The following is a 21,863-nucleotide window of genomic DNA, read 5'->3' as shown; positions in this document are numbered from 1 at the left end:
CCCGGTCAGCCTCAGTTCTTCGCCTTCACCCGCACCGCCTTGTCGCCGGCGATGTCCTCGGGGTGGGCGGCGACCACGCGGCCGTCCTTCACGAGGCCGAACACCGGGATGTTGGCGGTGATGGCCTCGTGGTCGGTGGCGGAGAAGGGCTTGTCGTAGACGGTGACCACGCCCTCGACCTTGGTGCTGAGGTTTTCCAGCGCCTCGCGGACCTTGCGGCCGTCGGTGGAGCCCGCCTGCTTGATGGCGGCGGCGAGCAGCAGCACCGAATCATAGCCCTGCGCGGCGGAGACCGGCGAGGGCATGCGGTCGATCTTGTAGGCGGCCTGATAGGCCTCGATGAAGGCCTTGCGCTTGGGGGTGTCCGGCAGCTGGATGAAGGTCTGCGGCATCATCGCGCCGTTGCCGTTGGCACCGGCGGTGTCGATGAAATTGGCCATGGAGAGCGTCCACGAGCCGATCATGGGCACCTTCCAGCCGAGCTTGGCCATGCCGTTGGCGATCTGCGCCAGTTCGGGGCCGATGGCGTAGGTCAGCACCACGTCGGCGCCGGCCTCCTTGGCGCGCAGCAGCTGCGCGGTCATGTCGGTGTCGCCGATGTTGAACTTTTCTTCGGCAACCGGCTTCACGCCCATGGTGGCGAGGGCCTTCACCAGATCGGCGCGGCCGAGCTGGCCGTAATTGGTCGAGTCGGCGAGGATGGCCGGCTTCTTGAAACCCTGCCGCTTCACCGCCTCGTCGGCGATCATGGCGCTCTGGATGGCGTCGTTGGCGGAGGTGCGGAAGATGTAGTTGTTCTTGTTGTCCGGCGGCACGAACTGCTTGGAGATGAGGGTGCCGGTGGCCACGTTGTTGATCACTGGAATCTCGGCTTCCTGATAGAAGCGCTGGGAGGCCAGCGCCACGCCGGTGTTGATGTAGCCGAGGGTAGCGACGACGCCTTCCTTGTTGATGAGCTCCTGGGCGATCTGCACGCCCACCTCGTTCTTGGCCTCGTCGTCACGCTCGACGAGCTGGAGGGGACGGCCCAGTACGCCCCCGGCCTTGTTCACCTCATCCACGGCGAGCTTCACGCCGTCGCGCATGCTCACGCCCATGGAGGACGAGCCGCCGGTGAAGGGGCCGGTGAGTCCGATTTTGATGGGGTCGGCGGCGTAGGCTGCGCCGGAAAAGGCAAGCCCGAAAACGGCAACGCCTGCGGCCAAAGCCGCGACCATGCTCCTCAGTCGCATCTTCTACTCCCTGTGTGTCCGATTATTCGGTTATTATACTTTAGTAGTGCCCACCCTCCCGCAGGACGGGGCGGCTCTCAATCGTTTAAGCGAATTGAGAACCGTGCGCTACCATAACCTAGCGGAAGGAGGGTCGAGCCTTTGCTGGTGCCGTTTTTGCAGGCAGTCGCATGCAGAATTTACGGCGCGGTGGTGGTTTCGGACCACGCGTTTGGTGAAGCAAAGCGCAAGATGTGATCGCTACGCTCGCGGTTACGCGAGGTCTTTCCGCAGTTGCGTTCAAGTTTTTGCAGATGCGAAGGATTCGTTGACGCGAGGGACCGCCCCCGCCTATGGTCGTGGCGACGGTTCCCGCAAGGGATCAAAAGGGAACGCGGTGCTCCGGCCTTGCCGGATATGCCGCGGCTGCCCCCGCAACTGTAAGCGGCGAGTCCTCTGCCATCAGCCACTGGGTCGCAAGGCCTGGGAAGGCGGCACAAGGGCGGCGACCCGCGAGCCAGGAGACCTGCCGTCAGCCGTGGTCACGCGCGAGCACATCGGGCGGGGTTCTCCTGATGGCGGTTTTGTCCCGGTCCGATAGGGCCGGGCATGCCTCGTTCGCGGTGACGGACCACCCGTGCCGTCGAGTTCCTCATGCCGTCCCTTTTCCCGTTCCGATCCCGCCGCGCGCTGCCGGCCGCGGCCCTGCTGGCTCTTGCCTGCGTTCCCTCCGCGCTCGCCCAGACCCAAAATCTGAATGCAGACGACCAGAATGCCGGCGACCTGCCGGAACTGGTGGTCAGCGCCACCGGCATCCCCACCCCCGAGACCGAGGTGGCGAGTTCGGTCAGCATCGTCACCGAGCAGGACATCGCCCGCAACCAGCAGCGCACCTTGCCGGACGTTCTGCAATCGCTGCCCGGCCTCAACGTGGTGCAGACCGGCGGGCCGGGGGGCACCACCTCGGTGTTCATCCGGGGCACCAATTCCAACCATGTGAAGGTGCTGATCGACGGCATCGACGCCGGCAATCCCGCCGCCACCAACGGCGCGTTCGATTTCGGCAAGCTGCTCGCCTCCGATCTCGAACGCGTGGAGGTGCTGCGTGGCCCGCAATCCGGCCTCTACGGCTCGGACGCCATCGGCGGCGTCATCTCCATCACCACCAGGAAGGGCGAGGGGCCGCCCAAGGTGTCGGCCTATGTGGAGGGCGGCGCGCTCGGCACCTTCAACCAGTATGCGAGCCTCACAGGCTCCACCGAGAAGCTGGCCTATTCGTTCAACGTCACCCACTTCTCCTCCACCGATATTCCGGTGACGCCGCAGAACATTGCCCCGCCCTTCTGGCCGCGCAATCCCAATGCCTATGACAACTGGACCTACTCCACCCGGCTCGACTGGCAGGCCACCGAGACGCTCGCGGTGAATTTCGTCGCGCGCTACATCGACACCAGCCTCGCCTTCACGCCGGACACGTTTCCCCCGCCCACCTATGCCGGCCTTCCAGCGGCGCTGCGCTCCACATCCTATACGGGCATGTTCTTCACCAAGGGGGAGGGCGTGTGGACCGCGCTCGATGGCGCCCTCGTCACCACATTCGGCGCGAGCGAGATGACCTCGTCGAGCCCCACCGTGGGGCCGAACCCGGACGTGAACGGCACCTATGACGGCGACCGGCAGGTCTATTACGTCCGCTCCAACTATCTTGTCGCACCGGGCCAGAACCTGCTGGTGGGCGCGGAGCGGCGGAACGAGGCCATGACCTCTTCCACGGCCTACACCACGGTTGACGCCTCCACCGGCGACACGGGCGTCTATGCCGAATACCAGGGCAATCTCTGGAACCGGCTCTTCTTCGCCGCCAACGTGCGCTACGACAGCGACGACAGCTTCGGCGACCACACCACCTACCGCCTCGCCCCCGCGCTGCTGTTCGACGAGACGGGCACCAAGCTGAAGGCGAGCTACGGCACCGGCTTCAAGGCGCCCACGCTCTACCAGCTCTACGCGCCCTATTATGGCAATGCGAGCCTCCAGCCGGAGGAGAGCGAGGGCTGGGATTTAGGCTTCGAACAGAAGGCGTTCGCGGAGCGGGTGCTGTTCGGGGTGACGTACTTCCACAACACCATCACCAACCTCATCAGCTACGATCCGGTGACGTACCAGAACGTCAACATCTCCAGCGCCGTCTCGCAGGGCGTGGAGGCGTTCGTGGCGGTGAAGGTGACGGACCGGATCGACGCGCGGGTGGACTACACCTACACCGACGTGGTGGGTTCTGTGCCGCCCGGCCAGCCCTTCGGCGCCGCCTGCGCGCCCATCGATGCCACCTCCTGCTATCCCCTGCGCCGGCCCAACAACAAGGTGAGCCTGACGCTTGGCTGGCGGCCCACCGATGAGCTCGATCTGGCGGCGAGCCTCGTCTATGCCTCCTCCTGGTGGGACATCGTGCGCCTCACGTCGAACTACATCGACCAGCCCGGCTACACGGTGGTGAACCTGGCGGCGAACTACCGGCTCAATGCCGCCACCAGCGTGTTCGGGCGCATCGACAATCTGTTCAACCAGACCTACGAGAACCCCAACGGCTTCCTCGCCCCCGGCTTCGGCGCCTATGGCGGGGTGAGGCTCACATGGTGAAGCGCATGGTGAGGCGGTGAGGTTCGCGGCGGCCGGGCTTTTCCCGGCGGGTCTCTTGGCCGCTCTTCTCGCCTGCGCCCCGGCGCGGGCGGAGGAAGCCCCTGTTCCGCCACATGCCCGGCCCCGCGTTGTCTCGCTCAACCTGTGCACGGACGAAATGGCCCTCCGGCTCGCCGATGCCGGGCAGGTGCTCTCCGTCACCCATCTCGCGCGCGATCCGCTCTCGTCCAACGTGGCGGACCTTGCGCGCGCGGTCCCCGTCAATCGTGGGCTGGCGGAAGAGGTGGTGCCGCTGAAGCCGGACCTGGTGCTGGCCGGCGCCTACACCACGCGCACCGCCACCGCCATGCTGCGCCGACTCGGCTTCGAGGTGCTTGAACTGGCCGAGCCGCAGACCCTCGACGAGGCCTACGCCCAGATCCGCATGGTGGCCGAACGCCTCGGCGTGCCGGAGCGAGGCGCGGCCATGGTGCGGGAGATGGAAGCGGCCTTCGCGCGCCTGCCGCCGGTCGCGGGCGAGCGCCCCTCCGCCGTTGTTCTGCGCCCCAACGGCTTCACCACCGGCCGCGGCTCGCTGGCGGATGAATTGATGGCGAAGGCCGGGCTTGCCAACCTCGCGGCACGCCTGCCCACGGACAAGATGGGCCAGCTGGCGCTGGAGGAGATCGTGCGCGCCGCGCCCGACCTCGTGGTGGTGAATGCTGATGAGGCGGCGCCGCCCTCCCTCGCCGACGCCTTGCTGCATCACCCCGCGCTCGCCCCCTTCAAGGATCGCACGCTGGCTTTGCCGCTCAGGCTGTGGACCTGCGCCGGGCCGGACCTTGCCGAGGCGGCAGCCCTTTTGGCTGCGGCCCGTGCCCGTTTGTCCGGCCCGGAAGCCGGGCGGCCGGCAGCGGGGGGCGTCCACCACGCCGCCGCCGAGGGGACGCGCTGATGCCCTCGCGCGTTGTCCTCGGCCTCGGCCTTCTGGTCGCGGTGTTGTTCTGCGCCTCGGTGGCGGTGGGCTATGCCCCGCTCGACCTTGGCACTGCCTTCGGTGATCTCCTCGCCGGCCGGCCGAGCGTTGCCGCGCTGGTGCTGTCGGAGCTGCGCCTGCCGCGCGCCATCCTCGGCGCGGCGGTGGGCTTCAGCCTCGGCCTCACCGGGGCGGCCTTGCAGGGGCTGATGCGCAATCCTTTGGCCGATCCCGGCGTGGTGGGCGTCTCCGGCGCGGCGGCGCTGGGGGCGGTGATCGCCTTCTATTTCGGCTTCTCCACCTCCTTCGCGCTGGCCCTGCCACTGGGTGGTCTGATGGGTGCCGCTGCGGCCACCGCCGTGCTGCTCGCCCTCGCCGCGCGGGGCGCGGGGACGGTGATGCTGATCCTCGCCGGCGTCGCGCTCTCCAGCCTCGCCGGCGCGCTTACCGCGCTGGCGCTGAATCTGGCGCCGAGCCCCTATGCGGCGCTGGAGCTGGTGTTCTGGCTCATGGGCTCGCTGGCCGACCGCAGCCTTGTGCATGTGGCGCTGGCGCTGCCCTTCATGGCGGTGGGCTGGGTATTGGTGCTCGCCACCGGCCCGGCGCTCGATGCGCTGACATTGGGCGAGGACGCCGCTGAAAGCCTCGGCTTCCCGCTGCGCCGGGTGCGCCTCCTCGTCATCGGCGGCACGGCGGCTGCGGTGGGGGCGAGCGTGGCGGTGGCGGGAGCCATCGGCTTCGTCGGCCTCGTGGTGCCCCATCTGGTGCGCCCGCTGGTCGGGCACCGGCCGGGCCGGCTGCTGGCCGCGAGCGGGCTCGCGGGCGCGGCGCTCACCCTCGGCGCGGACATCGCGGTGCGCCTCGTGCCCACCCGGCCGGAGCTGCAGCTCGGCGTGGTGACGGCGCTCATCGGCGCGCCCTTCTTCCTCGTGCTCCTCGCGCGGCTCAGGGGGAGGGAGGCATGAGGCTTGACGCCCGTTCCGTCACCGTCACGCGCGGCGCCGCGACGCTGGTGCGGGACCTCAGTCTGGAGGTTGAAGGCGGCATCTTCCTCGGCCTCCTCGGCCCCAACGGCGCCGGCAAGACCAGCCTGATGCGGGTGCTCGCGGGCCTCGAGACGCCGGCCTCCGGCCGCGTGCTCTATGACGGCCGCAGCGGTGCCGAGATTGGCCGGCGGGGGCTCGGGCGGACCATCGCCTATCTCCCGCAGGATGGCCGCATCCACTGGCCTCTGCCGGTGGAGGAGGTGGTGGCGCTGGGGCGCCTGCCCCATGGCGCGGCGGTCGTGGACGATGCCGCGCGCCGGGCCATGGCGGCGGCCGGGGTGGAAGGGCTTGCCCGCCGCTCGGCCGATACCCTCTCCGGCGGCGAGCGGGCACGGGTGCTGCTCGCCCGCGCGCTGGCGGTGGAGGCGCCGATCCTCCTCGCCGACGAGCCCTCCGCCGCGCTCGATCCGCTGCACCAGCTGGAAGTGATGGCCCTGCTGCGCGACACCGCCCGGCGCGGTGCCGTGGTGGTGGCGGTGTTGCACGATCTCACCCTCGCCGGCCGCTTCTGCGATCGGCTCGCCTTGATGAAGGACGGCCGCCTCCTCGCCGAGGGGACGCCGACAGAGGTGCTCGACGACGCTTATCTCGCGGACGCCTTTGGCGTGGATGCCGTGCGCCTCACCCATGCCGGCGAGACGGTGGTGCTGCCGTGGGCGCGGCGGGAGTAGGGCCGCGGCAGGACATCCGTCGCCCTTCCGCAACGGGACTGCGGTGACAACGCGCACCCTGTCCGGTTTCGTCCCCGGCGCGAAGCGGATAGCAACGAAGGCCTTCAGTTTTTCCCGTCCCCCGCCGTTCTCACAGCAAGCGGAAACCGACACCATGGCCAGCGTCTGCACCAGCGGGGTGGACACCGGGTTCGTCGCCCTCGGCACCGGCAAGGTCGCCATCCTCGGCGTCGTGCAGGGCATCACCGAGCTTCTGCCCATCTCCTCCACGGCGCACATGCGCCTCGTGCCGGCGCTGCTCGGCTGGCCCGATCCCGGCTCCGCCTTCTCGGCGGCCATGCAGCTCGCCGCTCTGTTCGCGGTGGTCACCTATTTCTGGAGCGATCTGCGCGCGCTCGCCTGCGGCTCCCTCTCCGCCGTGCGGGCCGGAGATTTCACCGCCCACGCGCCGAAGACGGTGCTCGGCATCATCCTCGGCACCATCCCCATCGTCATCGGCGGCGTGCTGCTGAAGGACAAGCTCAATGCCTGCGGCTCGCCCCTGCGCGAACTGTGGGTCATCGGCGCGGCGAGCCTTGTCATGGGCCTGCTGCTGGGCATCGCGGAAATGACCAGCCGCCACACCCGCACCTTCGCGCAGATCAGGCTCCCCGACGCGCTTGGGGTGGGCCTCGCGCAGGTGGGCGCGCTCATTCCCGGCGTGTCGCGCTCGGGCTCGACGCTGACGGCGGCCATGTTCCTCGGCCTGCGCCGGGAGGATGCCGCGCGCTTCTCCTTCCTGCTCGGCCTGCCGGCCATCTTCGCGGCGGGCGTGAAGGAATTGCTGGAGCTGCACCACGCCGGCCTCGACATGCAGGGCTGGGAGGTGCTTGGCGTCGGCCTCCTCACCGCCTCGCTCTCCGCCTTCGTCGCCATCTGGACGCTGATGCGGGTGATGGAGCGCCTCTCCTCCTGGCCCTTCGTGTTCTACCGCGTCGGCATGGGCGTGTTCCTGCTGGTGGCGGTGTGGCGGGGCGTGCTCTCCTGAGCCTGTCGCGGGGCTCTCGACACGTCGCGCGCCTCGGGTCACCGCCTTCCTCTGGCGCTCGGCCTGGCCGGACCTCATCGTCGGCCTCGCCATCGCCGCCCTCAACCTCGATGCCGCACGGGACGTGGGGGAGGCCGCCCGCGAGGAGCACCGCGCCGAGCCGTGAGGGCGGGCTCAGCCGTCGATGATGTGCGGCACGAAGCGGGAGAGGTTGGCGGTGATGGGGGAGGCGTCCTCCCTGATGCCGATGCCGCAGGCGGTGTCGCCGACGATCCAGCTGCCGATCACCGCATATCCGTGGGCGGATTCAAAGAGCGGGGCGGCCGCCTGCACCACATGGCCCTCTTCGCCGTAGGGTCCGGGCGTCGTCTGGGCTCGGCCGCCGCGCACCAGCGTCACGTTCTCGCCTTCGCGGGAGAACAGCGGCTTCACCACGTGATCGCCCAGCGCGTCGGCGCGGGGGTCTCCGGCGAAATAGGCCGGCAGCAGGTTGGGGTGGCCGGGGAACATCTCCCACAGCAAGGGCAGGATGGCCTTGGTGGAGAGCATCGCCTTCCACGGGGGCTCAATGAAGGCGCAGCGGGCGCCGGCGAGGTGTACGGCGAAAGCCTCGTCGAACATCCATTCCCACGGATAGAGCTTGAACATCCACGAGATGACGAGATTGTCGAGATCGATGAAGCGTCCGCGCACATCGACACCGATGTCGGCCATGTTGATGAGCTGCACCCGGTTGCCGGCCTGCTGCGCGCAATCTGCGAGATAGGCCAGCGTGCCGCCGTCCTCCACATCGTCCAGCATGCCGGCGAGGTGGAGGCGCGGCGCGGTGCCCATGGCGGCGAACTGCGCCACGAGGCGTTCGTGCACCGAATTGAACTGGTCGGCGCCGGAAGGAACGATGCCGAGGCCGCGCGCCTCCTCCAGCCAGATCCACTGGAAGACGGCGGCTTCATAAAGGCCGGTGGGGGTGTCGGCGTTGTATTCCAATAGCTTGGCCGGCCCCGTGCCGTCGTAGGCGAGATCGAAGCGGCCGTAGAGCGTGGGGTCGGCGGCGTGCCACGAGGCAGCCACCAGATCGCGATGAGCCTCCGGCACGCCAAGCCGGGCCATGACGCGCGGGTCCGCCACCGCCCGTTCGGCGAGGGCGAGGCACATCTGGTGGAGGTCGCGGCTGGGGTCCTCAATGGCGTCCTCGATCTCGGCGAGGGAGAACGAGAACATGGCGCTCTCATCCCAATAGGGCGCGCCATACATGTTGGCGAAGTGGAAGCCGAGCCGTTGCGCCGTCGCCCGCCAGTCCGGGCGCGGGGAGATGGAATGGCGCCGCATCAGGAGCCGCCGCCTTTTCCCCCGCCGCCCTTGCCGCCGCTGCCATGGGCACCGAACCCGCCGCGTCCCCCCGCGCCGATGCCCTTGCCGCCGCCCACCGTCGTCGGGCCGAGGGCCATGCCGCCGCCGCCTGCGGGACCGACGCCGGCACTGACGCGAGTGAAGGCGGAGAGCTGCCGGTAGGAGGTCGGATCCTTCAGGGAGCGATAGAGCGGCGTGCCCACATTCGCCTCGCGGCCGGGCAGCGCCTGGCTGAGAAGAAAGCCGGTCATGAGCGGCACCACCACGTCCGCGAGGGTGCCGTCGAACCGTTTCACCACCGTGAAGTCGCAGGCGCTGTCGGTGGCGCGCTCGCACTCGGCGCGGGAGGTGAAGCGCGGCGCGGTCTGCGCATGGGCGCGCTGCGCCTCGGCATAGGCGGTTGCGCAGGTCTGCGCCGGCACGTCGTCGGCGACGCACTGGCGCACCGCGTCCGCGTGATTGCCTTCATAGACGAGTTCGGCGGTCTCATCGGGGCCGCTGCAGGCGTAGAAGGTCAGCACCGTCCCGCCGAGGAGCAGGCCAAGGCTGATCTGAGTAGACCGCTTCATCGCGCCGCGTCCCTCCGAACTCCCCCCGCGCGCCAGCCCCCGCACAAAGGTCCCCCGCACGGCGGAGGGGGAACCTAAGGTTGTCTCCTCCCAACGTAAAGCGGAATCGGATGACGCGGCGTCCGCTACGCCGGCGAAATTGGCTGCGCGGCGAGCTGGATCTGGAGCGTATCCGGCGGCGTTGTCACGCTGCCGCTGCGTCGTGCCCTGATGGCGGGACGATTCGGCCGCTTTTCCGCGTAGGGGTTGGACGAGTTGGGGGGCTGCCGATGGTCGCGGGTGATGTTCAGGCGGTGGGGCAGGGTGGCGGCGCAGCGGCCCATCAAGGGCCATCGCGCCGCGCCATGCTGGGGCTCGACGCGCTCAACTTCTTTCTCGCCGACGTGCGCGACGGGCTCGGGCCCTATCTCGCCATCTATCTCCTCGCCGTGCGCGGGCCGGAGCAGGGCTGGACGGAGGCCACCGTCGGCTTCGTGATGACCATCGCCGGCCTCACCGGCCTCCTCGCCCAGACCCCGGCCGGCGCGCTCATCGATAGCAGCCGCAACAAGCCGGCCATCGTGATCGCCGGCGCGCTGGCGGTGACGCTCGCCTGCCTCTCGCTGCCCTTCCTCTCCAATTTCTATCTGGTGGCGGGCAGCCAGTCGCTGGCGGCCATGGCGGGGGCCATCTTCCCGCCCGCGCTCTCGGGCATCACGCTGGGCCTCGTGGGGCCGAAGGCGTTCGCGCGGCGCATCGGGCGCAACGAGGCGTTCAACCATCTCGGCAACGCCGTCTCCGCCGCCATCGCCGCCGGAACCGCCGTGCTGTTCGGTCCCATCGTGGTGTTCTGGCTCATGGCGGTGCTGGCCGCGCTCAGCATCGGCGCCATGCTGGTGGTGCCGCGCCGCGAGATCGACGACACGCTGGCCCGCGGCCTCGCCCACGATGCCGCCCACCACGAACATCCGTCGGGCCTGAAGACTCTCCTGTCGAGCCGGCCGCTGCTGATCTTCGCGCTCACCTGCTTCCTCTTCCACCTCTCCAATGCGGCCATGCTGCCCACCACCGGGCAGTTGCTCACCTATGTGGTGGGCAAGGAGCAGGCGACCTCGCTCATCGCCCTGTGCATCGTGGCGGCGCAGTGCGTGATGGTGCCCATGGCGATCATGGTCGGCGCGAAGGCGGATGCGTGGGGACGAAAGCCCATCTTCCTCGTCGCCTTCGCCGTGCTGGCGCTGCGCGGTGCGCTCTACACCCTCTCCAGCGATCCGTTCTGGCTGTTCACCGTGCAGTGCCTCGACGGTGTGGGCGCCGGCATCTTCGGCGCGCTCTTCCCGGTGGTGGTGGCGGACCTGACGCGCGGCACCGGGCGCTTCAACGTGAGCCAGGGCGCGGTGGCCACGGCGCAGGGGCTGGGCGCGGCCTTCTCCGCCTCCATCGCCGGCGTGACCATCGTCGCCGCCGGCTACAGCGCCGCCTTCCTCACCCTCTCCGCCATCGCGGCAGCCGGCTTCCTGCTCTATCTCTTCGCCATGCCGGAGACGGGCGCCGCGGCCTCGGAGGCGCCCGCCGCGCCGCCGCCCGGCAGCGCGACCGTATCGCCATAGAGCGCTTCGGCCTCGACCTTCAACCCGCCGCGGAAGACGAAGATCTCGCATGCGCGGCGGGTGGCGTCGCCCAGCGTCGCCTCATAGTGGACCACCATGCGCTGGCCCGGCTCGTCGCAGATGGCGGCGAGGAGACGGAACTCCAGCCGCTCGATCCGCCCCAGCGCCTCTTGCCAATAAGCTTCGATAGCCGGGCGGCCTTCCAGTGTCGCGCATCCCGTGACTTGCAGGGCGATGGGGCTGCGGAAGCGGGCGTGGTCGGCGAAGGCGGAGAGGACCGCCTCCACGTCGCGCCGGTTCCAGGCGGCGATCCAGGCCTGTGCGTGGGCATGCATCTGCTCACGGGTGAGCGTCACGTCGGGAGCCTCCGGTTGGCTCATGCGCCCTGCGCCGCATGGCAGCACACGCAGATCTTGTTGCCGTCGCGGTCGCGGAAATAGGCGCCATAATAGTTGGGGTGATAGTGGGGCCTGAGGCCCGGGGCGCCTTCGTCCGTTCCGCCAGCGGCGAGCGCCATGCGGTGGATGTCGTCCACGCTCGCCCGGTCCGGTGCGAGCAGGGCGACCATGGCGCCGTTGCCGGGCGTGGCGGGACCGCCATCGAACGGCCGGCTCAGCAGGAACAGGGGAAACCGCTCCGGCCCCGGCTGCCATCCGGCCTTCCCGTCGGCGGCATCGAAGAAGCGCAGGCGCCAGCCGAGGCGCGCCATCAAAGGATCGTAGAAGGCTTTCGCGGCAACGATGTCGTTGGTGCCGACATTGACGTGGGAAATCATGCGGGCCTCACCATGGCGTGCCGTCCTTGCGGGTGAAGGACCAGCCGGTGGCGGAGAATTGCGCCACGAGATCGTCCTCGGGATAGGTGCCGGCATCCTCGGGATCGCGGTCGCCGATTTCCAGATAGCGGACGTCCGCCGCGCTTTGATTGACGAGGTGATGGGCGAGGCCGTTGGCCGGAAAGCCGATGCACATGCCGGGCGAGAGCGGGAACTCGCCCTCGTCCGTGCGCAGGGTGGGCGTGCCTTCGAGGATGTAGACGAACTCCTCCGACCGGCTGTGCCGATGGAGCAGCGCGGACTGTGCCCCCGGCGCCAGCGTGGTGAGGTTCACACCGAACCGGGAGAGGCCGAAGGCGTCGCCCAGCTGCCGCTTCTCTCGCCCCGCCATGCGCGCCGCGAAGGGGGCGGGGTAGTTGGAAGGCTTGGTGCGCGGCGGCACGTCCTTGGCGACGAGCGGCGTGCGTGCGGGCTCTGTCATTGAATTCTCCTCACGGATGATGGGACGGGACGGCGGCGGGGGCGACATGATTCAGCCGGCCGCCGTTGCTGTCCAGACGCCGGGATAGGTCGGCGCGCGGCGGGCGATCCAGGCGTCGAGGCCCGCGCGCAGGTCGGCGGTGGGGGCCATGCGGGCGAATTGCTCGGCCTCCACCAGCAGGCCCTCGGCGATGGGCACATTGATGCCCCGCGTCACCGCCGTGAGGATGGTCGAAACCGCGAGCGGCGAGTGGACGAGGATGCGCTCCAGAAGGTCGCGGGCGCGGGGCATCAGTTCGTCGTGCGGCACCACGGCATTCACGAGGCCCAGCTCCAGTGCGCGCCGGGGCGTGAAGGGTTCGCCGGTGAGCAGCAGTTCCATGGCCCGCTTGCGGCCGGCGAGGCGGGGCAGGCGCTGGGTGCCGCCGAAGGTGGGCGGCATGCCGAGCAAGATCTCGGGCTTGGCGAACACCGCCCGGTCGCTGGCGATGGCGAGCGGCGCCGCCTCCGTCACCTCGCATCCGCCGCCATAGGCGAGGCCGTTGACGGCGACCACCAGCGGCTTGCGGAAGGCTTCCACCCGCGCCGTCAGCCGTTGGCCGCGCGCCACGAAATCCCGCAGCGCGGCATCGGGGCTCTCCGCCACCGAGCGGGAGAATTCCGGAATGTCGCCGCCCGCCGAGAAGGCGCGTCCGGTGCCGGTGAGGATGACGCCGCGGATGCCGGCGTCGCCCTCGATGGCGTCGAGGTGGCGCAGGAGGGTGTCGATGGTGTCGTAGCTCAGGGCGTTGAGCTTTTCCGGACGGTTGAGGGTGAGGGTGGCGATGGCGCCGTCCACCGTCTTCAGCACAAGCGCCGTCTCGTTCGCGTTCATGGATGGCTCCTCGTTCAGCGAGGCGCCGACCATGCGCGCGGCGGCCGGTTGAGTATACTCACTGTACGGTATACCTTGCGGCCATGCCGAAGCCCCCGAATGCCCGCGTTCAAGACAAGCGCGCCCAGGAAAAGCGCGCCCACGATGCCCGTTCTCAGGACCGACGCGCCCAGGACGGACGCGCCCAGGACATCCGCGCCCAGAACATCCGCGCCAAGGACACACGGGCGAACATCGTCCAGGCCGCCTCGAAGCTGTTCTATGCGGAGGGGATCGGCCGCGTGAGCATGGATGCGGTGGCGGAGAAGGCGGGCGTCACCAAGCGCACGCTCTATTATCATTTCGACAGCAAGGACGACCTCGTCGCCGCCTATCTCGATGCCCGCGACCAGCCCAACCTGACGCAGATGGCGGGGTGGTTCGCCGCCGCCGAGGGCGGGGCGGACGAGAAGGTCGCGGCCATCTTCGCGGCCCTCGCCAAGAGCGCGCGGCATCCCAAGTGGAAGGGCTGCGGCTTCCTGCGCACCACGGCCGAACTCGCCGCCCTGCCCGGACATCCGGCGGTGAAGATCGGCGCCCGCCACAAGGCGGCTTTCGCGACGTGGCTGGCGTGCGAGCTGGAATCCGCCGGCTTCGATGCGCCCATGGCGCTGGCGCGGCAGATCCTGCTGCTGCTGGATGGCGCCTTCTCCGCCTCGCTGGTGCACCGCGATGCGAGCTGGTTCGAGGAGGCGGGCGCCGCGGCCGGCGCCCTGGTGCGCGCCCATCCGCGCGCGAAGAGCGCGGTATCGTGATGCATTGAGCGCTTGCATGTCCCGCCGCGGCGGCCATGGTGGGCGCCTTCATCGCGGGAGACAGGCAGTGGACTACGTGAAATTCGGCGCGACCGGCCTTGAGGTCTCGAAGCTGTGCCTCGGCTGCATGACGTTCGGCGAGCCGAACCGCGGCTCCCACGCCTGGACCCTGAAGGAAGAGGAGAGCCGCCCGCTCATCCGGCAGGCGCTCGACCTCGGCATCAATTTCCTCGACACCGCCAACGTCTATTCGGATGGTACGTCGGAAGAGATCGTCGGCCGCGCGCTGAAGGATTTCGTGCGGCGCGAGGAGGTGGTGCTCGCCACCAAGGTGTTCAACCGCATGCGCCCCGGCCCCAACGGCGCAGGCCTCTCGCGCAAGGCCATCATGGCCGAGATCGACGCCAGCCTGCGCCGGCTCGGCACCGACTATGTAGACCTCTACCAGATCCATCGCTTCGACCACGCCACCCCCATCGAGGAGACGCTGGAGGCGCTGCACGACGTGGTGAAGGCGGGCAAGGCGCGCTACATCGGCGCCTCCTCCATGCCGGCGTGGCGCTTCGCCAAGGCGATCTACATCTCGCGCCTCAACGGCTGGACCCGCTTCGTGAGCATGCAGAACCACATGAACCTCCTCTATCGCGAGGAGGAGCGGGAAATGCTGCCCTTGTGCATCGAGGAGGGCGTGGCTGTCATCCCCTGGAGCCCGCTGGCGCGCGGCCGGCTGGCGCGGGCGTGGGACGAGGCGACCTATCGGCTTGAAAGCGACGAGTTCGGCAAGACGCTCTATGTGGCGGGCGACCGGGAGGTGGTGGACGCGGTGGGCGCCATCGCCGCCGCGCGGGGCGTGCCGCGCGCGCAGGTGGCCCTCGCCTGGATGCTGCGGAAGAAGGGCGTCACCGCGCCCATCATCGGCGCCTCCAAGCCCGGCCATCTCACGGACGCGGTGGCCGCCCTCTCGCTGGTGCTGACGGGCGAGGAAGTCGCGGCGCTGGAAGCGCCCTACGTGCCGCACGGCGTCGCCGGCTTCACCGACTGAGCCGCCGCGCCCGCCGTGGCGAAAAGATCACGTTTCGTCGATCTGTGGGCGGCGACCCCGCCCGCAGCAAAGACGCCGCTTTCCTGTCGAAATTCCGCCCGGGGTCCGGAGCATCACCACGACACGGCGAGGGGGCTCGCGGCAGTATCTTGATCCTGGACCAGACCCATGAAGGGCATCGCTTTCGGCATAATCCTCACCGCCGTCGCCGCGCTCCTGAGCGTGTGCGTCACCTTGCTGTTCGGTGGCAGCGGCGGCCTCAACTTCCTGCTCGCGCTCGGCTTCACGCTGGTGGCCCTGGCCATCGACGTTCCCACCGTCGCCTGAGGATCGGCCGCGCGGATCAGTGCGCCGCCGATCAGTGTGCCCTTGCGGCGACGGCCCCGGTCCTGGGGGCCTCCAGCGCGCGGGCAAATCCGGTGAGCAGCACCGCCACCTCGGTCGGCGCCTGAAGCGTCGGCACATGGGCGCAGTCGGCGATCTCGTGGAACGTGCCGCGCGGTACGAGATCGGCCAGTTCCCGCGCCATCAGCGGCGGCGTCGCCGCATCGTGCGTCCCGGCGCAGGCGAACACCGGCACGGCGAGCCCCCCGGCCGCCTCCCTCAGATCAAGCGTCGCCAGAATTCCGCAGGCCTCGCGGAAGACCTCCGGATCGGTGGCGACGAAAGCCGCCCGGCGTTCCGCCAGCGTCTGCGGCACCCGTGCCGCCATGGCGGCCGGGAAAAGGCGCAGCATGGCGGTCTGCGCGATGGATTCGAGGCCCTCGCCGGCCGCCTTGGCGGCCATGAAGCGGAAGGCGCCGCGCCCCTCCTCGGTGAAGCCGGCGCCGCAGCCGGCGAGAAACAGCCCGCTGGACAGGTGCGGATGGCGAAGCGCCGTGGCGAGGGCGAGGAACGAGCCATAGCCGTTGCCGAACAGGATGGGCGTCTCGCCGGGGCAGGCCGCCGCCACCGCCGCCGCGACCGCATCCGCCTGACCGTCCAGTCCTCCCTCGACACGCGGCGAGCCGCCGAAGCCGGGCAGATCGAGCAGCACCAGCCGGAAGCTGTCCGACAGCAGCGGCACCATGGGTTCCAGGCTGCCGCGATCGGACAGGAGGGAGTGCAGGAACACGATGCTGGGGCCGGTGCCGGTGACGTGCGCGGAGAGGCCGGCGGCGCTTGTGTTGGCGGTGAGCATCAGTGCACTCCCAGATGTTGGGCCATGAGGGCGGGGTCATCGGCGAGGACCTGAGGCGGCCCGCGCCAGACCACCTCCCCGGATGAGAGGACCACGCAGGTGTCGGCGAGCCGCAGCGCCAGCGGCAGATTGTGTTCCACGAGGAGGATGGAGAGCCCCGCCTGCTTCAGCGCGGCGATGGCATCCGCCACCTCGGCGACGATCTGCGGCGCGAGGCCTTCCGCCGGCTCGTCCAGCAGCAGCACGCGCGGATTGGTGACCAGCGCCCGGGCGATGGCCAGCATCTGCTGCTCGCCGCCGGACATGGAGCCGGCGAGCTGCCGGCGCCGCTCCTTCAGGCGGGGAAACAGCGTCTCCACCGAGGCGATGTCGAACACCCGCGCCGCCTTGTGGCGCGGCGGCCGGTAGGCGATGGCGAGATGCTCCTGCACGGTCAGCGACGGGAAGATGCGCCGCCCCTGCGGCACCAGCCCCACGCCGAGCCGGCAGATGACCTCGGGCTTGCGGTTCTCCAGCGACGTGCCGAACAGATCGATGCGCCCCTGCCGGGCGTCCAGAAGCCCGGCGATGGCGGAGAGGGTCGTGGACTTGCCCGCGCCGTTGCGGCCGAGCAGGGCGGTGACCGCGCCTTCCGCGCAGACGATGTCGAGCCCGCGCACGGCGCAGATCTCGCCGTGATAGACGTGGAGATTGGACAAAGTGAGGGCTTCAGGCACCGAGATACACCTCCCGTGTGCGGGGATCGGCGGCGATGTCGGCGCGCGATCCGGTGGTCACGACACGGCCGTGATGGAGCAAGGTGATGCGCTCGGCGAAGGCGAGGGCGACATCCATGTCGTGCTCGATGAGCACCACGGTCATCTCCTCCGGCAAATTGGCGAGCAGGTCCTGCACCATCACCCGCTCGTCGCGGGAGAGGCCGGCGAGGGGCTCGTCCAGCAGCAGCACGCGCGGGGCCAGCGCCAGCGCCATGGCGATCTCCAGCCGGCGGCGGTCGCCATAGGCGGTCTGGGACACGGGCCGGTCGGCGAGATCGGCGAGCTTCACCCGGTCGAGGATGGCGAGCGCCTCCGACCGCAGCGACGCATCGGCATTGAAGGGCGCCCAGGCGCGCCACTTCTCGCGGCGCAGACCGTTCAGGGCCAGCATCACGTTCCGGCAGATGGTCTCGTGCGGGAAGAGCGTGAGGATCTGGTAGGTGCGCGCGAGGCCATGGCCGGTGCGCTTGCGGGGCGGCAGGCCCACCAGCTCCGATCCGAACAGGCGGATGGAGCCGCCGGTGGGGGTGAGGTCGCCGCAGATCAGGTTGAACAGCGTGGTCTTGCCCGCGCCGTTGGGGCCGAGCAGCAGATGCCGCTCGCCGGGCATGATGTCGAGGCTGACATCGGCGACGGCGGGCAGGCCGCCGAACTGCTTGGTCAGGCCGTCGATGCGCAGTGCGGGCTCAGCCATCGGCGCGCTCCCTCGGCACGAGCTTGGGGGCGGGGGCCGCCGGCTTCATGCGCTTCAGCCATGCGGTGAGGCGGTTGAAGCCGGGCACGATGCCGTCGGGCATTAGCAGGACGATGACGACGAAGGTGAAGCCGAGCAGCATCACCCAGCGGTCGATCCAGATGGAGGCGAGGTTCTTCAGCAGCACCACGAGCGCCGCGCCGATGAGCGGGCCGGCCAGCGTGCCGGCACCGCCCGCCACCACCATCAGCAGCACCTCGGCGGAGGCGGTCACCGCCATCATGTGCGGGCTGACGAACTGGTGGTACCAGGCATAGAGCAGCCCGGCGGCCGCGCCCCAGGCGGCGGCGAGCATCCAGGCGACGAAGCGGATGCGCCACACGTCATAGCCCACCGCCCCCATGCGGCGCGGCTGGTCCCGCGTGCCGCGCAGCGCCACACCGAGCGGGCTGTCGAAGAAGCGGCCGAGCTGGATGAGCGCCAGCGCCAGCACTGCGAGGCACAGCCACAGGAAGTATTCCGGCTTTTCCAGCGGCAGCCACGCGCCGCCGGGGCGCGGCACGCCGGACAGGCCGTTGTCGCCGCCCGTCACCGAGGTCCAGCGATAGGCCGCGCCCCAGACGATCTGGCACAGCGCCATGGTGATCATCACGAAGCCGAGGCCGGTGGTGCGCAAGGCGACGAGGGCGAACAGCGCGGACACCGCCAGCGTCCCGCCCAGCGCCAGCAGCGCCGCCGCCACCGGATCGATACCGCCCACGGTAGAGAGCCACGCCACCAGATAGGCGGTGAGGCCGGGAAACACCGCGAAGCCGAGCGAGTTCAGCCCCGCGTGGCCCACCAGCACGTTGAGCCCCAGCGCGCCGATGGCGGCGATGGCCACCTGGCTGGTGAGGTTCACATAGAAGGGGGAGGTGGAGAACAGCGGCACCATGGCCATGGCGGCCAGCGCCACCGCGAAGGGGAGGACGCGCGCACTCATCCGAGCCTCCGGCCGAACAGGCCCTGCGGCGCCACGGAGAGCACCAGAATCATGGGCAGGAACAGGATCACATAGGCAAGGTCGGGCACGAGCACCTGTCCGAACGTGTAGATGAAGCCGATGGCGTAGGCGCCGACGAACGCCCCGGCGAGGCTCCCGGCGCCGCCGAGGATGACGACCAGCAGGGCCAGCGGCAGCATGTCCTGGTCGAGGCTGGGATAGACTGAGAGGATGGGGCCGCCGATGACCCCGCCGAGGCCCGCCAGCGCCGTGCCGAGGCAGAAGACGGCGGTGAAGAGGGTGGAGGCGGAGACGCCGATGGCGCGGGCCATGCCCACGTCGTCCACCGCCGCGCGGATCATGGCGCCGGCGCGGGTGCGCTCCACCAGCAGCCACAGCCCCAGCGCCACCGCCGCCGAGGCACCGATGACGAACAGCCGGTAGCGCGGGAACACCGCGTCGCCGATGCGCACCGCGCCGGAGAGTTCGGGCGGCGGCGGCAGGCGCATGGGGTCCCCGCCCCACATCATCAGGCAGGCGTCGGCGATGATGAAGGCGAGGCCCAGCGTCAGCAGCACCTGGGGCAGGGTGCGCCCGGCGAGGCGCCGCAGCAGCGTGCGCTCCAGAATGCCGCCGAGCAGCCCCACCGCCACCGCGGCCGAAGCCGCCGCCGCCCAGAAGCCGAAGCCGGCCTTCACGGCGGCAAGGCCGAGATACGCGCCCAGCATGAACAGCGCGCCATGGGCGAGGTTCGCCACCCGCATCAGCCCGAAGATGAGGCTGAAGCCCGACGCCAGCATGAACAGGAGCCCGCCGAGCGCGAGGGCATTGAGGCTTTGGCTGACCCAGAAGGTCATGATTGGTCCTCGGAAAAATGCGGAAATGGAGACTGGTCGGTGCTTATCGAGCCGTCATCCCCCGGCTTGTCCGGGGGATCCACGGTGCGGCTGGGCTGGCTACCGGGCTTCATGCACCCCGCTGGCGGCGGAGTGGATGCCCCGGAACTCGGCTGTTGCCGAGTTCCGACTCTGCGAACGGAAGTCGGCAACAGCCGACTTCCGGACCGGCCGGGGCATGACGGCTTTGAACGGGGCCATGACGGCCCCTGGCCGAGGTCAGTTCCTGAGACTACTTCCCGAGATTCTTCGCCGGCGGGTAGTCGCGGCTGTAGACCGGCTCGGCGAGGAAGGCTTTCGGATCGTAGATCCAGAACTGCGTCACCTTCGGATAGGTCTTGACGACCACGTTCTGCAGCCGCCCGTCCTTCTCCTCGGTCTTGCGGATGGTGACGTTCATGATGGGGTTGCCGTATGCGTCGAGGGTGACCTCGCCATACGGGCCCTTCTCCAGCTTCACGGAGCGGAGCGCCTTCATCAGCGCCTGCTTGTCCTCCACCTTGCCGTCCACGGCCTTCACGGCCGCATCGAGGAAGGCGCAGGCGGCGTAGGCGCCGGCGGTGTAGTAGCCGGGATCGGCGCCGTATTTGGCGCGGATGCCGGCGGCGAATTCCTTGTTTCCGGGCACGTCCTGCGTCGCCGTGTACCAGCCGGAAGAGATGACGCCCACCGCCTCCTTGCCCATGGACTTGAGGATGCCTTCGTCCACGGTGGTCATCTGCGCGATGACCTTCACCGGCGCGCCGTATTCGGCGTATTGCTGCAGGAAGCGCAGGCCGTTGCCCCCGGCGAAGGCGGCGTAGACGGCATCCACGTCGGTGCGGATCTGGCTGATGTAGCTGCCGTAATCGGCGACGTTGAGCGGCGGCCAGAGCTTCTGCACCACCTGTCCGCCATTGTCCTCGAAGGCGCGCTGGAAGCCGGCGGTGGCCTCGTGGCCGAAGGCGAAGTCGTCGCCGATGGTGACGACGCGCTTCAGCTTCATGTCCTTGGCGGCATATTCGCCGAGCGCGTGGTTGGCCTGGGCCGAGGTGCCCACGGCGCGCACGAACCACGGGTTTACCTTGCGCTGGGTGAGGTCTTCCGCCGCCGCCGAGGGCGAGATGACGGGCACGCCCACCTGCCGGATGTAGTCGTCGATGGCCAGCGCCTCGAAGGCGGCGAGCGGGCCGATGATGGCGTTGACGCGCTCACGCTCCACCAGTTCCTGGGCGCGGGTCTTGGTGGTGGCCGGCTGGCCGGCGGTGTCCACCGTGATGAGCTCGACCTTGCGGCCGCCCATCATGCCGTTCCGCTCGGCAAGGCAATATTCCATGCCCTGCTCCATCTGCTTGCCGCCGGCCGCCAGCGCGCCGGAGCGCACCGTCATGAAGCCGACCTTGATGGGCGGCTGCTGCGCCGCGGCGGGCACGGCCATCAGCGCGGACAGCGCCGTCGCGGCCAGCCACGCGGCCGTGGTGCGCTTGGTGAGTGTGGGCATTTTCGCTCTCCCTGAGATGCTCTTGACGGCTAAAATTTTTGTCGTGATATTTCAGACAGAACCGAAAACCGCCGTCAAGGGCCATTTTTCCGTTGTTCTGTCGTTATCGCTCCTCCAGAATGCCTCCAGTTTGTCAGGGCATGAAATATGTTATTCGATCATGACTCCGCCTCTGATAAGGCCATCGGCGGCTCCGGCCTGCTGCGGGACGCGGTCTATGCGCGGCTGAAGGACGAGATTCTCGGCTGCCATCTCCAGCCCGGCGAGGAACTGCGCGAGCAGGAGCTGGCCGGCCGTTTCGAGGTGAGCAAGCAGCCCGTGCGCGAGGCTCTGCTGCGGCTGGAGCAGGAACGCCTCATCACCGTGCTGCCGCGTCAGGGCTACCGGGTGAATCCGGTGTCGCTGGCCGATGCGCGCGACATCTTCCGCTTCCGCGAGGTGATGGAGCCGGCCTGCGCGGCCGATGCCGCCCGCCACGCCACCGACGCGGCGCTGGCCGCTCTTGATTCCTTCCGCACCTTCGATGCGTCGAAGTCGGATTTCATCCGCTACAACCGCGCCTTCCACGTCGCGGTTGCCATGTGCTCGCCCCATCGTCGCATGCGGGAAGAGGTGGTGGATCTGGTCGCGCAGGCCGACCGGCTGGTGCTGGTCAGCATCGGCACCATGCAGGGGCGCGACCCTGACCGGCTGATTGCCGAGCACGTCGCCATCATCGAGGCGCTCCAGTCCCGCGACGGCCGCAAGGCCGCCCGCCTGCTGCGGGACCATATCGCCGATGCCGAAAAACGGGTGGTCGCGGCCTTGTCGCGGCACGCCGTCGTCCTGTGAGAAAAACCGGAGAAACGCC

The 21,863-nt window shown here is 69.4% G+C and carries 22 protein-coding genes, 2 pseudogenes and 1 riboswitch; of the genes and pseudogenes, 11 read left to right on the top strand and 13 right to left on the bottom strand.

The annotated features are described in order from the left end of the window. Window positions 1-11: 11 nt before the first annotated feature. Complete coding sequence (locus tag J2126_RS03795; protein WP_209484107.1) at window positions 12-1,232, bottom strand: ABC transporter substrate-binding protein; 1,221 nt, start codon at window positions 1,230-1,232, stop codon at window positions 12-14. Window positions 1,233-1,561: 329 nt separating this feature from the next. Beyond that, window positions 1,562-1,759, top strand: a riboswitch (cobalamin riboswitch). Window positions 1,760-1,865: 106 nt separating this feature from the next. On the opposite strand from J2126_RS03795, the gene J2126_RS03790 reads away from it, so the two are divergent. From J2126_RS03790 to J2126_RS25240, 6 genes and pseudogenes are all read left to right on the top strand, one after another. Continuing rightward, window positions 1,866-3,851, top strand: a complete 1,986-nt coding sequence (locus tag J2126_RS03790) for a TonB-dependent receptor plug domain-containing protein (RefSeq protein ID WP_209484105.1) — start codon at window positions 1,866-1,868, stop codon at window positions 3,849-3,851. 16 nt (window positions 3,852-3,867) lie between these two features. Beyond that, window positions 3,868-4,785: an ABC transporter substrate-binding protein gene (locus J2126_RS03785; RefSeq protein WP_209484103.1), complete on the top strand. Its 918-nt coding sequence runs from the start codon at window positions 3,868-3,870 to the stop codon at window positions 4,783-4,785. After that, entirely contained in the window at window positions 4,785-5,771 is a 987-nt protein-coding gene (locus J2126_RS03780; protein ID WP_209484101.1) for a FecCD family ABC transporter permease, read from the top strand. Before J2126_RS03785 ends, J2126_RS03780 begins: the two co-directional genes overlap by 1 nt. After that, the gene (locus J2126_RS03775; protein WP_209484099.1) at window positions 5,768-6,523 is read left to right on the top strand and encodes an ABC transporter ATP-binding protein; all 756 of its coding nucleotides are present in this window, start codon (window positions 5,768-5,770) and stop codon (window positions 6,521-6,523) included. The genes J2126_RS03780 and J2126_RS03775 overlap by 4 nt, the downstream gene beginning before the upstream one ends. A gap of 154 nt (window positions 6,524-6,677) precedes the next feature. After that, entirely contained in the window at window positions 6,678-7,550 is an 873-nt protein-coding gene (uppP, locus tag J2126_RS03770) for an undecaprenyl-diphosphatase UppP (RefSeq protein ID WP_209484096.1), read from the top strand. 28 nt (window positions 7,551-7,578) lie between these two features. Then, window positions 7,579-7,716: pseudogene (locus J2126_RS25240) on the top strand (cation transporter); the annotation flags it as partial. An 8-nt stretch (window positions 7,717-7,724) separates the two neighbouring features. Here J2126_RS25240 and J2126_RS03765 read toward each other — a convergent pair. Together J2126_RS03765 and J2126_RS03760 are read right to left on the bottom strand one after the other, a co-directional pair. Then, the gene (locus tag J2126_RS03765; RefSeq protein WP_209484094.1) at window positions 7,725-8,879 is read right to left on the bottom strand and encodes a glutathionylspermidine synthase family protein; all 1,155 of its coding nucleotides are present in this window, start codon (window positions 8,877-8,879) and stop codon (window positions 7,725-7,727) included. Continuing rightward, window positions 8,879-9,469, bottom strand: a complete 591-nt coding sequence (locus tag J2126_RS03760) for a DUF1190 domain-containing protein (RefSeq protein WP_209484092.1) — start codon at window positions 9,467-9,469, stop codon at window positions 8,879-8,881. The genes J2126_RS03765 and J2126_RS03760 overlap by 1 nt, the downstream gene beginning before the upstream one ends. Window positions 9,470-9,738: 269 nt before the next feature. Between J2126_RS03760 and J2126_RS03755 the strand changes: the two genes are divergently transcribed. Further along, complete coding sequence (locus J2126_RS03755; RefSeq protein ID WP_209484090.1) at window positions 9,739-11,058, top strand: MFS transporter; 1,320 nt, start codon at window positions 9,739-9,741, stop codon at window positions 11,056-11,058. Here J2126_RS03755 and J2126_RS03750 read toward each other — a convergent pair. The 4 genes from J2126_RS03750 to J2126_RS03735 are packed head-to-tail and all read right to left on the bottom strand — an operon-like array spanning window position 10,971 to window position 13,187. Then, the gene (locus tag J2126_RS03750) at window positions 10,971-11,438 is read right to left on the bottom strand and encodes a nuclear transport factor 2 family protein (RefSeq protein WP_209484088.1); all 468 of its coding nucleotides are present in this window, start codon (window positions 11,436-11,438) and stop codon (window positions 10,971-10,973) included. The two genes, J2126_RS03755 and J2126_RS03750, sit on opposite strands and share 88 nt — an antisense overlap. Continuing rightward, on the bottom strand, window positions 11,435-11,833 hold the full coding sequence (locus J2126_RS03745) for a VOC family protein (protein ID WP_209484086.1): 399 nt from the start codon (window positions 11,831-11,833) through the stop codon (window positions 11,435-11,437). The genes J2126_RS03750 and J2126_RS03745 overlap by 4 nt, the downstream gene beginning before the upstream one ends. 7 nt (window positions 11,834-11,840) lie before the next feature. Then, a complete protein-coding gene (locus J2126_RS03740) occupies window positions 11,841-12,314 on the bottom strand; it encodes a cupin domain-containing protein (protein WP_209484084.1) in 474 nt (157 codons plus the stop codon). Between the two features lie 51 nt (window positions 12,315-12,365). Continuing rightward, the gene (locus J2126_RS03735; protein ID WP_209484082.1) at window positions 12,366-13,187 is read right to left on the bottom strand and encodes a crotonase/enoyl-CoA hydratase family protein; all 822 of its coding nucleotides are present in this window, start codon (window positions 13,185-13,187) and stop codon (window positions 12,366-12,368) included. An 83-nt stretch (window positions 13,188-13,270) separates the two neighbouring features. Here J2126_RS03735 and J2126_RS03730 point away from each other — a divergent pair, with 83 nt between their 5' ends. The 3 genes from J2126_RS03730 to J2126_RS03720 all read left to right on the top strand — a co-directional run bounded on the left by J2126_RS03730 (window position 13,271) and on the right by J2126_RS03720 (window position 15,350). Further along, on the top strand, window positions 13,271-13,981 hold the full coding sequence (locus tag J2126_RS03730; RefSeq protein WP_209484080.1) for a TetR/AcrR family transcriptional regulator: 711 nt from the start codon (window positions 13,271-13,273) through the stop codon (window positions 13,979-13,981). 67 nt (window positions 13,982-14,048) lie between these two features. Continuing rightward, window positions 14,049-15,023, top strand: coding sequence for an aldo/keto reductase (locus tag J2126_RS03725; RefSeq protein WP_209484078.1), 975 nt, complete (start codon window positions 14,049-14,051; stop codon window positions 15,021-15,023). Window positions 15,024-15,191: 168 nt separating this feature from the next. Beyond that, window positions 15,192-15,350, top strand: a complete 159-nt coding sequence (locus tag J2126_RS03720) for a hypothetical protein (protein WP_209484076.1) — start codon at window positions 15,192-15,194, stop codon at window positions 15,348-15,350. Between the two features lie 31 nt (window positions 15,351-15,381). Here J2126_RS03720 and J2126_RS03715 read toward each other — a convergent pair whose 3' ends face one another. From J2126_RS03715 to J2126_RS03690, 6 genes and pseudogenes are all read right to left on the bottom strand, one after another. Then, the gene (locus J2126_RS03715) at window positions 15,382-16,203 is read right to left on the bottom strand and encodes an alpha/beta fold hydrolase (RefSeq protein ID WP_209484074.1); all 822 of its coding nucleotides are present in this window, start codon (window positions 16,201-16,203) and stop codon (window positions 15,382-15,384) included. Then, the gene (locus J2126_RS03710) at window positions 16,203-16,919 is read right to left on the bottom strand and encodes an ABC transporter ATP-binding protein (protein ID WP_348634221.1); all 717 of its coding nucleotides are present in this window, start codon (window positions 16,917-16,919) and stop codon (window positions 16,203-16,205) included. Before J2126_RS03710 ends, J2126_RS03715 begins: the two co-directional genes overlap by 1 nt. Beyond that, window positions 16,912-17,583, bottom strand: a pseudogene (locus tag J2126_RS03705) (ABC transporter ATP-binding protein); the annotation flags it as partial. The gene J2126_RS03710 and the pseudogene J2126_RS03705, both read right to left, overlap by 8 nt. A gap of 64 nt (window positions 17,584-17,647) precedes the next feature. Next, entirely contained in the window at window positions 17,648-18,637 is a 990-nt protein-coding gene (locus tag J2126_RS03700) for a branched-chain amino acid ABC transporter permease (RefSeq protein ID WP_209484070.1), read from the bottom strand. Further along, a complete protein-coding gene (locus J2126_RS03695) occupies window positions 18,634-19,494 on the bottom strand; it encodes a branched-chain amino acid ABC transporter permease (protein ID WP_209484068.1) in 861 nt (286 codons plus the stop codon). Before J2126_RS03695 ends, J2126_RS03700 begins: the two co-directional genes overlap by 4 nt. 271 nt (window positions 19,495-19,765) lie before the next feature. Next, complete coding sequence (locus tag J2126_RS03690; RefSeq protein WP_209484065.1) at window positions 19,766-21,013, bottom strand: ABC transporter substrate-binding protein; 1,248 nt, start codon at window positions 21,011-21,013, stop codon at window positions 19,766-19,768. Window positions 21,014-21,160: 147 nt separating this feature from the next. On the opposite strand from J2126_RS03690, the gene J2126_RS03685 reads away from it, so the two are divergent. Then, window positions 21,161-21,844: a GntR family transcriptional regulator gene (locus J2126_RS03685; protein ID WP_209484063.1), complete on the top strand. Its 684-nt coding sequence runs from the start codon at window positions 21,161-21,163 to the stop codon at window positions 21,842-21,844. Window positions 21,845-21,863: the final 19 nt, after the last annotated feature.

Origin of the sequence: Xanthobacter flavus (assembly GCF_017875275.1) — a bacterium.
Taxonomy (GTDB): Bacteria; Pseudomonadota; Alphaproteobacteria; order Rhizobiales; family Xanthobacteraceae; genus Xanthobacter; species Xanthobacter flavus_A.
The sequence above is the reverse complement of the archived record's forward strand: the minus strand, read 5'-3'. Positions and strand labels throughout refer to the sequence as shown.

Bases quoted from the DNA above. Each gene is read 5' to 3' on its own strand.
- J2126_RS03740 (WP_209484084.1), bottom strand. From the start codon at position 12,314: ATGACAGAGCCCGCACGCACGCCGCTCGTCGCCAAGGACGTGCCGCCG.
- J2126_RS03760 (WP_209484092.1), bottom strand. From the start codon at position 9,469: ATGAAGCGGTCTACTCAGATCAGCCTTGGCCTGCTCCTCGGCGGGACG.
- J2126_RS03685 (WP_209484063.1), top strand. From the start codon at position 21,161: ATGTTATTCGATCATGACTCCGCCTCTGATAAGGCCATCGGCGGCTCC.
- J2126_RS03780 (WP_209484101.1), top strand. From the start codon at position 4,785: ATGCCCTCGCGCGTTGTCCTCGGCCTCGGCCTTCTGGTCGCGGTGTTG.
- uppP (WP_209484096.1), top strand. From the start codon at position 6,678: ATGGCCAGCGTCTGCACCAGCGGGGTGGACACCGGGTTCGTCGCCCTC.
- J2126_RS03730 (WP_209484080.1), top strand. From the start codon at position 13,271: ATGCCGAAGCCCCCGAATGCCCGCGTTCAAGACAAGCGCGCCCAGGAA.
- J2126_RS03775 (WP_209484099.1), top strand. From the start codon at position 5,768: ATGAGGCTTGACGCCCGTTCCGTCACCGTCACGCGCGGCGCCGCGACG.
- J2126_RS03765 (WP_209484094.1), bottom strand. From the start codon at position 8,879: ATGCGGCGCCATTCCATCTCCCCGCGCCCGGACTGGCGGGCGACGGCG.
- J2126_RS03795 (WP_209484107.1), bottom strand. From the start codon at position 1,232: ATGCGACTGAGGAGCATGGTCGCGGCTTTGGCCGCAGGCGTTGCCGTT.
- J2126_RS03715 (WP_209484074.1), bottom strand. From the start codon at position 16,203: ATGCTCACCGCCAACACAAGCGCCGCCGGCCTCTCCGCGCACGTCACC.
- J2126_RS03755 (WP_209484090.1), top strand. From the start codon at position 9,739: ATGGTCGCGGGTGATGTTCAGGCGGTGGGGCAGGGTGGCGGCGCAGCG.
- J2126_RS03735 (WP_209484082.1), bottom strand. From the start codon at position 13,187: ATGAACGCGAACGAGACGGCGCTTGTGCTGAAGACGGTGGACGGCGCC.
- J2126_RS03720 (WP_209484076.1), top strand. From the start codon at position 15,192: ATGAAGGGCATCGCTTTCGGCATAATCCTCACCGCCGTCGCCGCGCTC.
- J2126_RS03700 (WP_209484070.1), bottom strand. From the start codon at position 18,637: ATGAGTGCGCGCGTCCTCCCCTTCGCGGTGGCGCTGGCCGCCATGGCC.
- J2126_RS03690 (WP_209484065.1), bottom strand. From the start codon at position 21,013: ATGCCCACACTCACCAAGCGCACCACGGCCGCGTGGCTGGCCGCGACG.
- J2126_RS03695 (WP_209484068.1), bottom strand. From the start codon at position 19,494: ATGACCTTCTGGGTCAGCCAAAGCCTCAATGCCCTCGCGCTCGGCGGG.
- J2126_RS03750 (WP_209484088.1), bottom strand. From the start codon at position 11,438: ATGAGCCAACCGGAGGCTCCCGACGTGACGCTCACCCGTGAGCAGATG.
- J2126_RS03745 (WP_209484086.1), bottom strand. From the start codon at position 11,833: ATGATTTCCCACGTCAATGTCGGCACCAACGACATCGTTGCCGCGAAA.
- J2126_RS03790 (WP_209484105.1), top strand. From the start codon at position 1,866: ATGCCGTCCCTTTTCCCGTTCCGATCCCGCCGCGCGCTGCCGGCCGCG.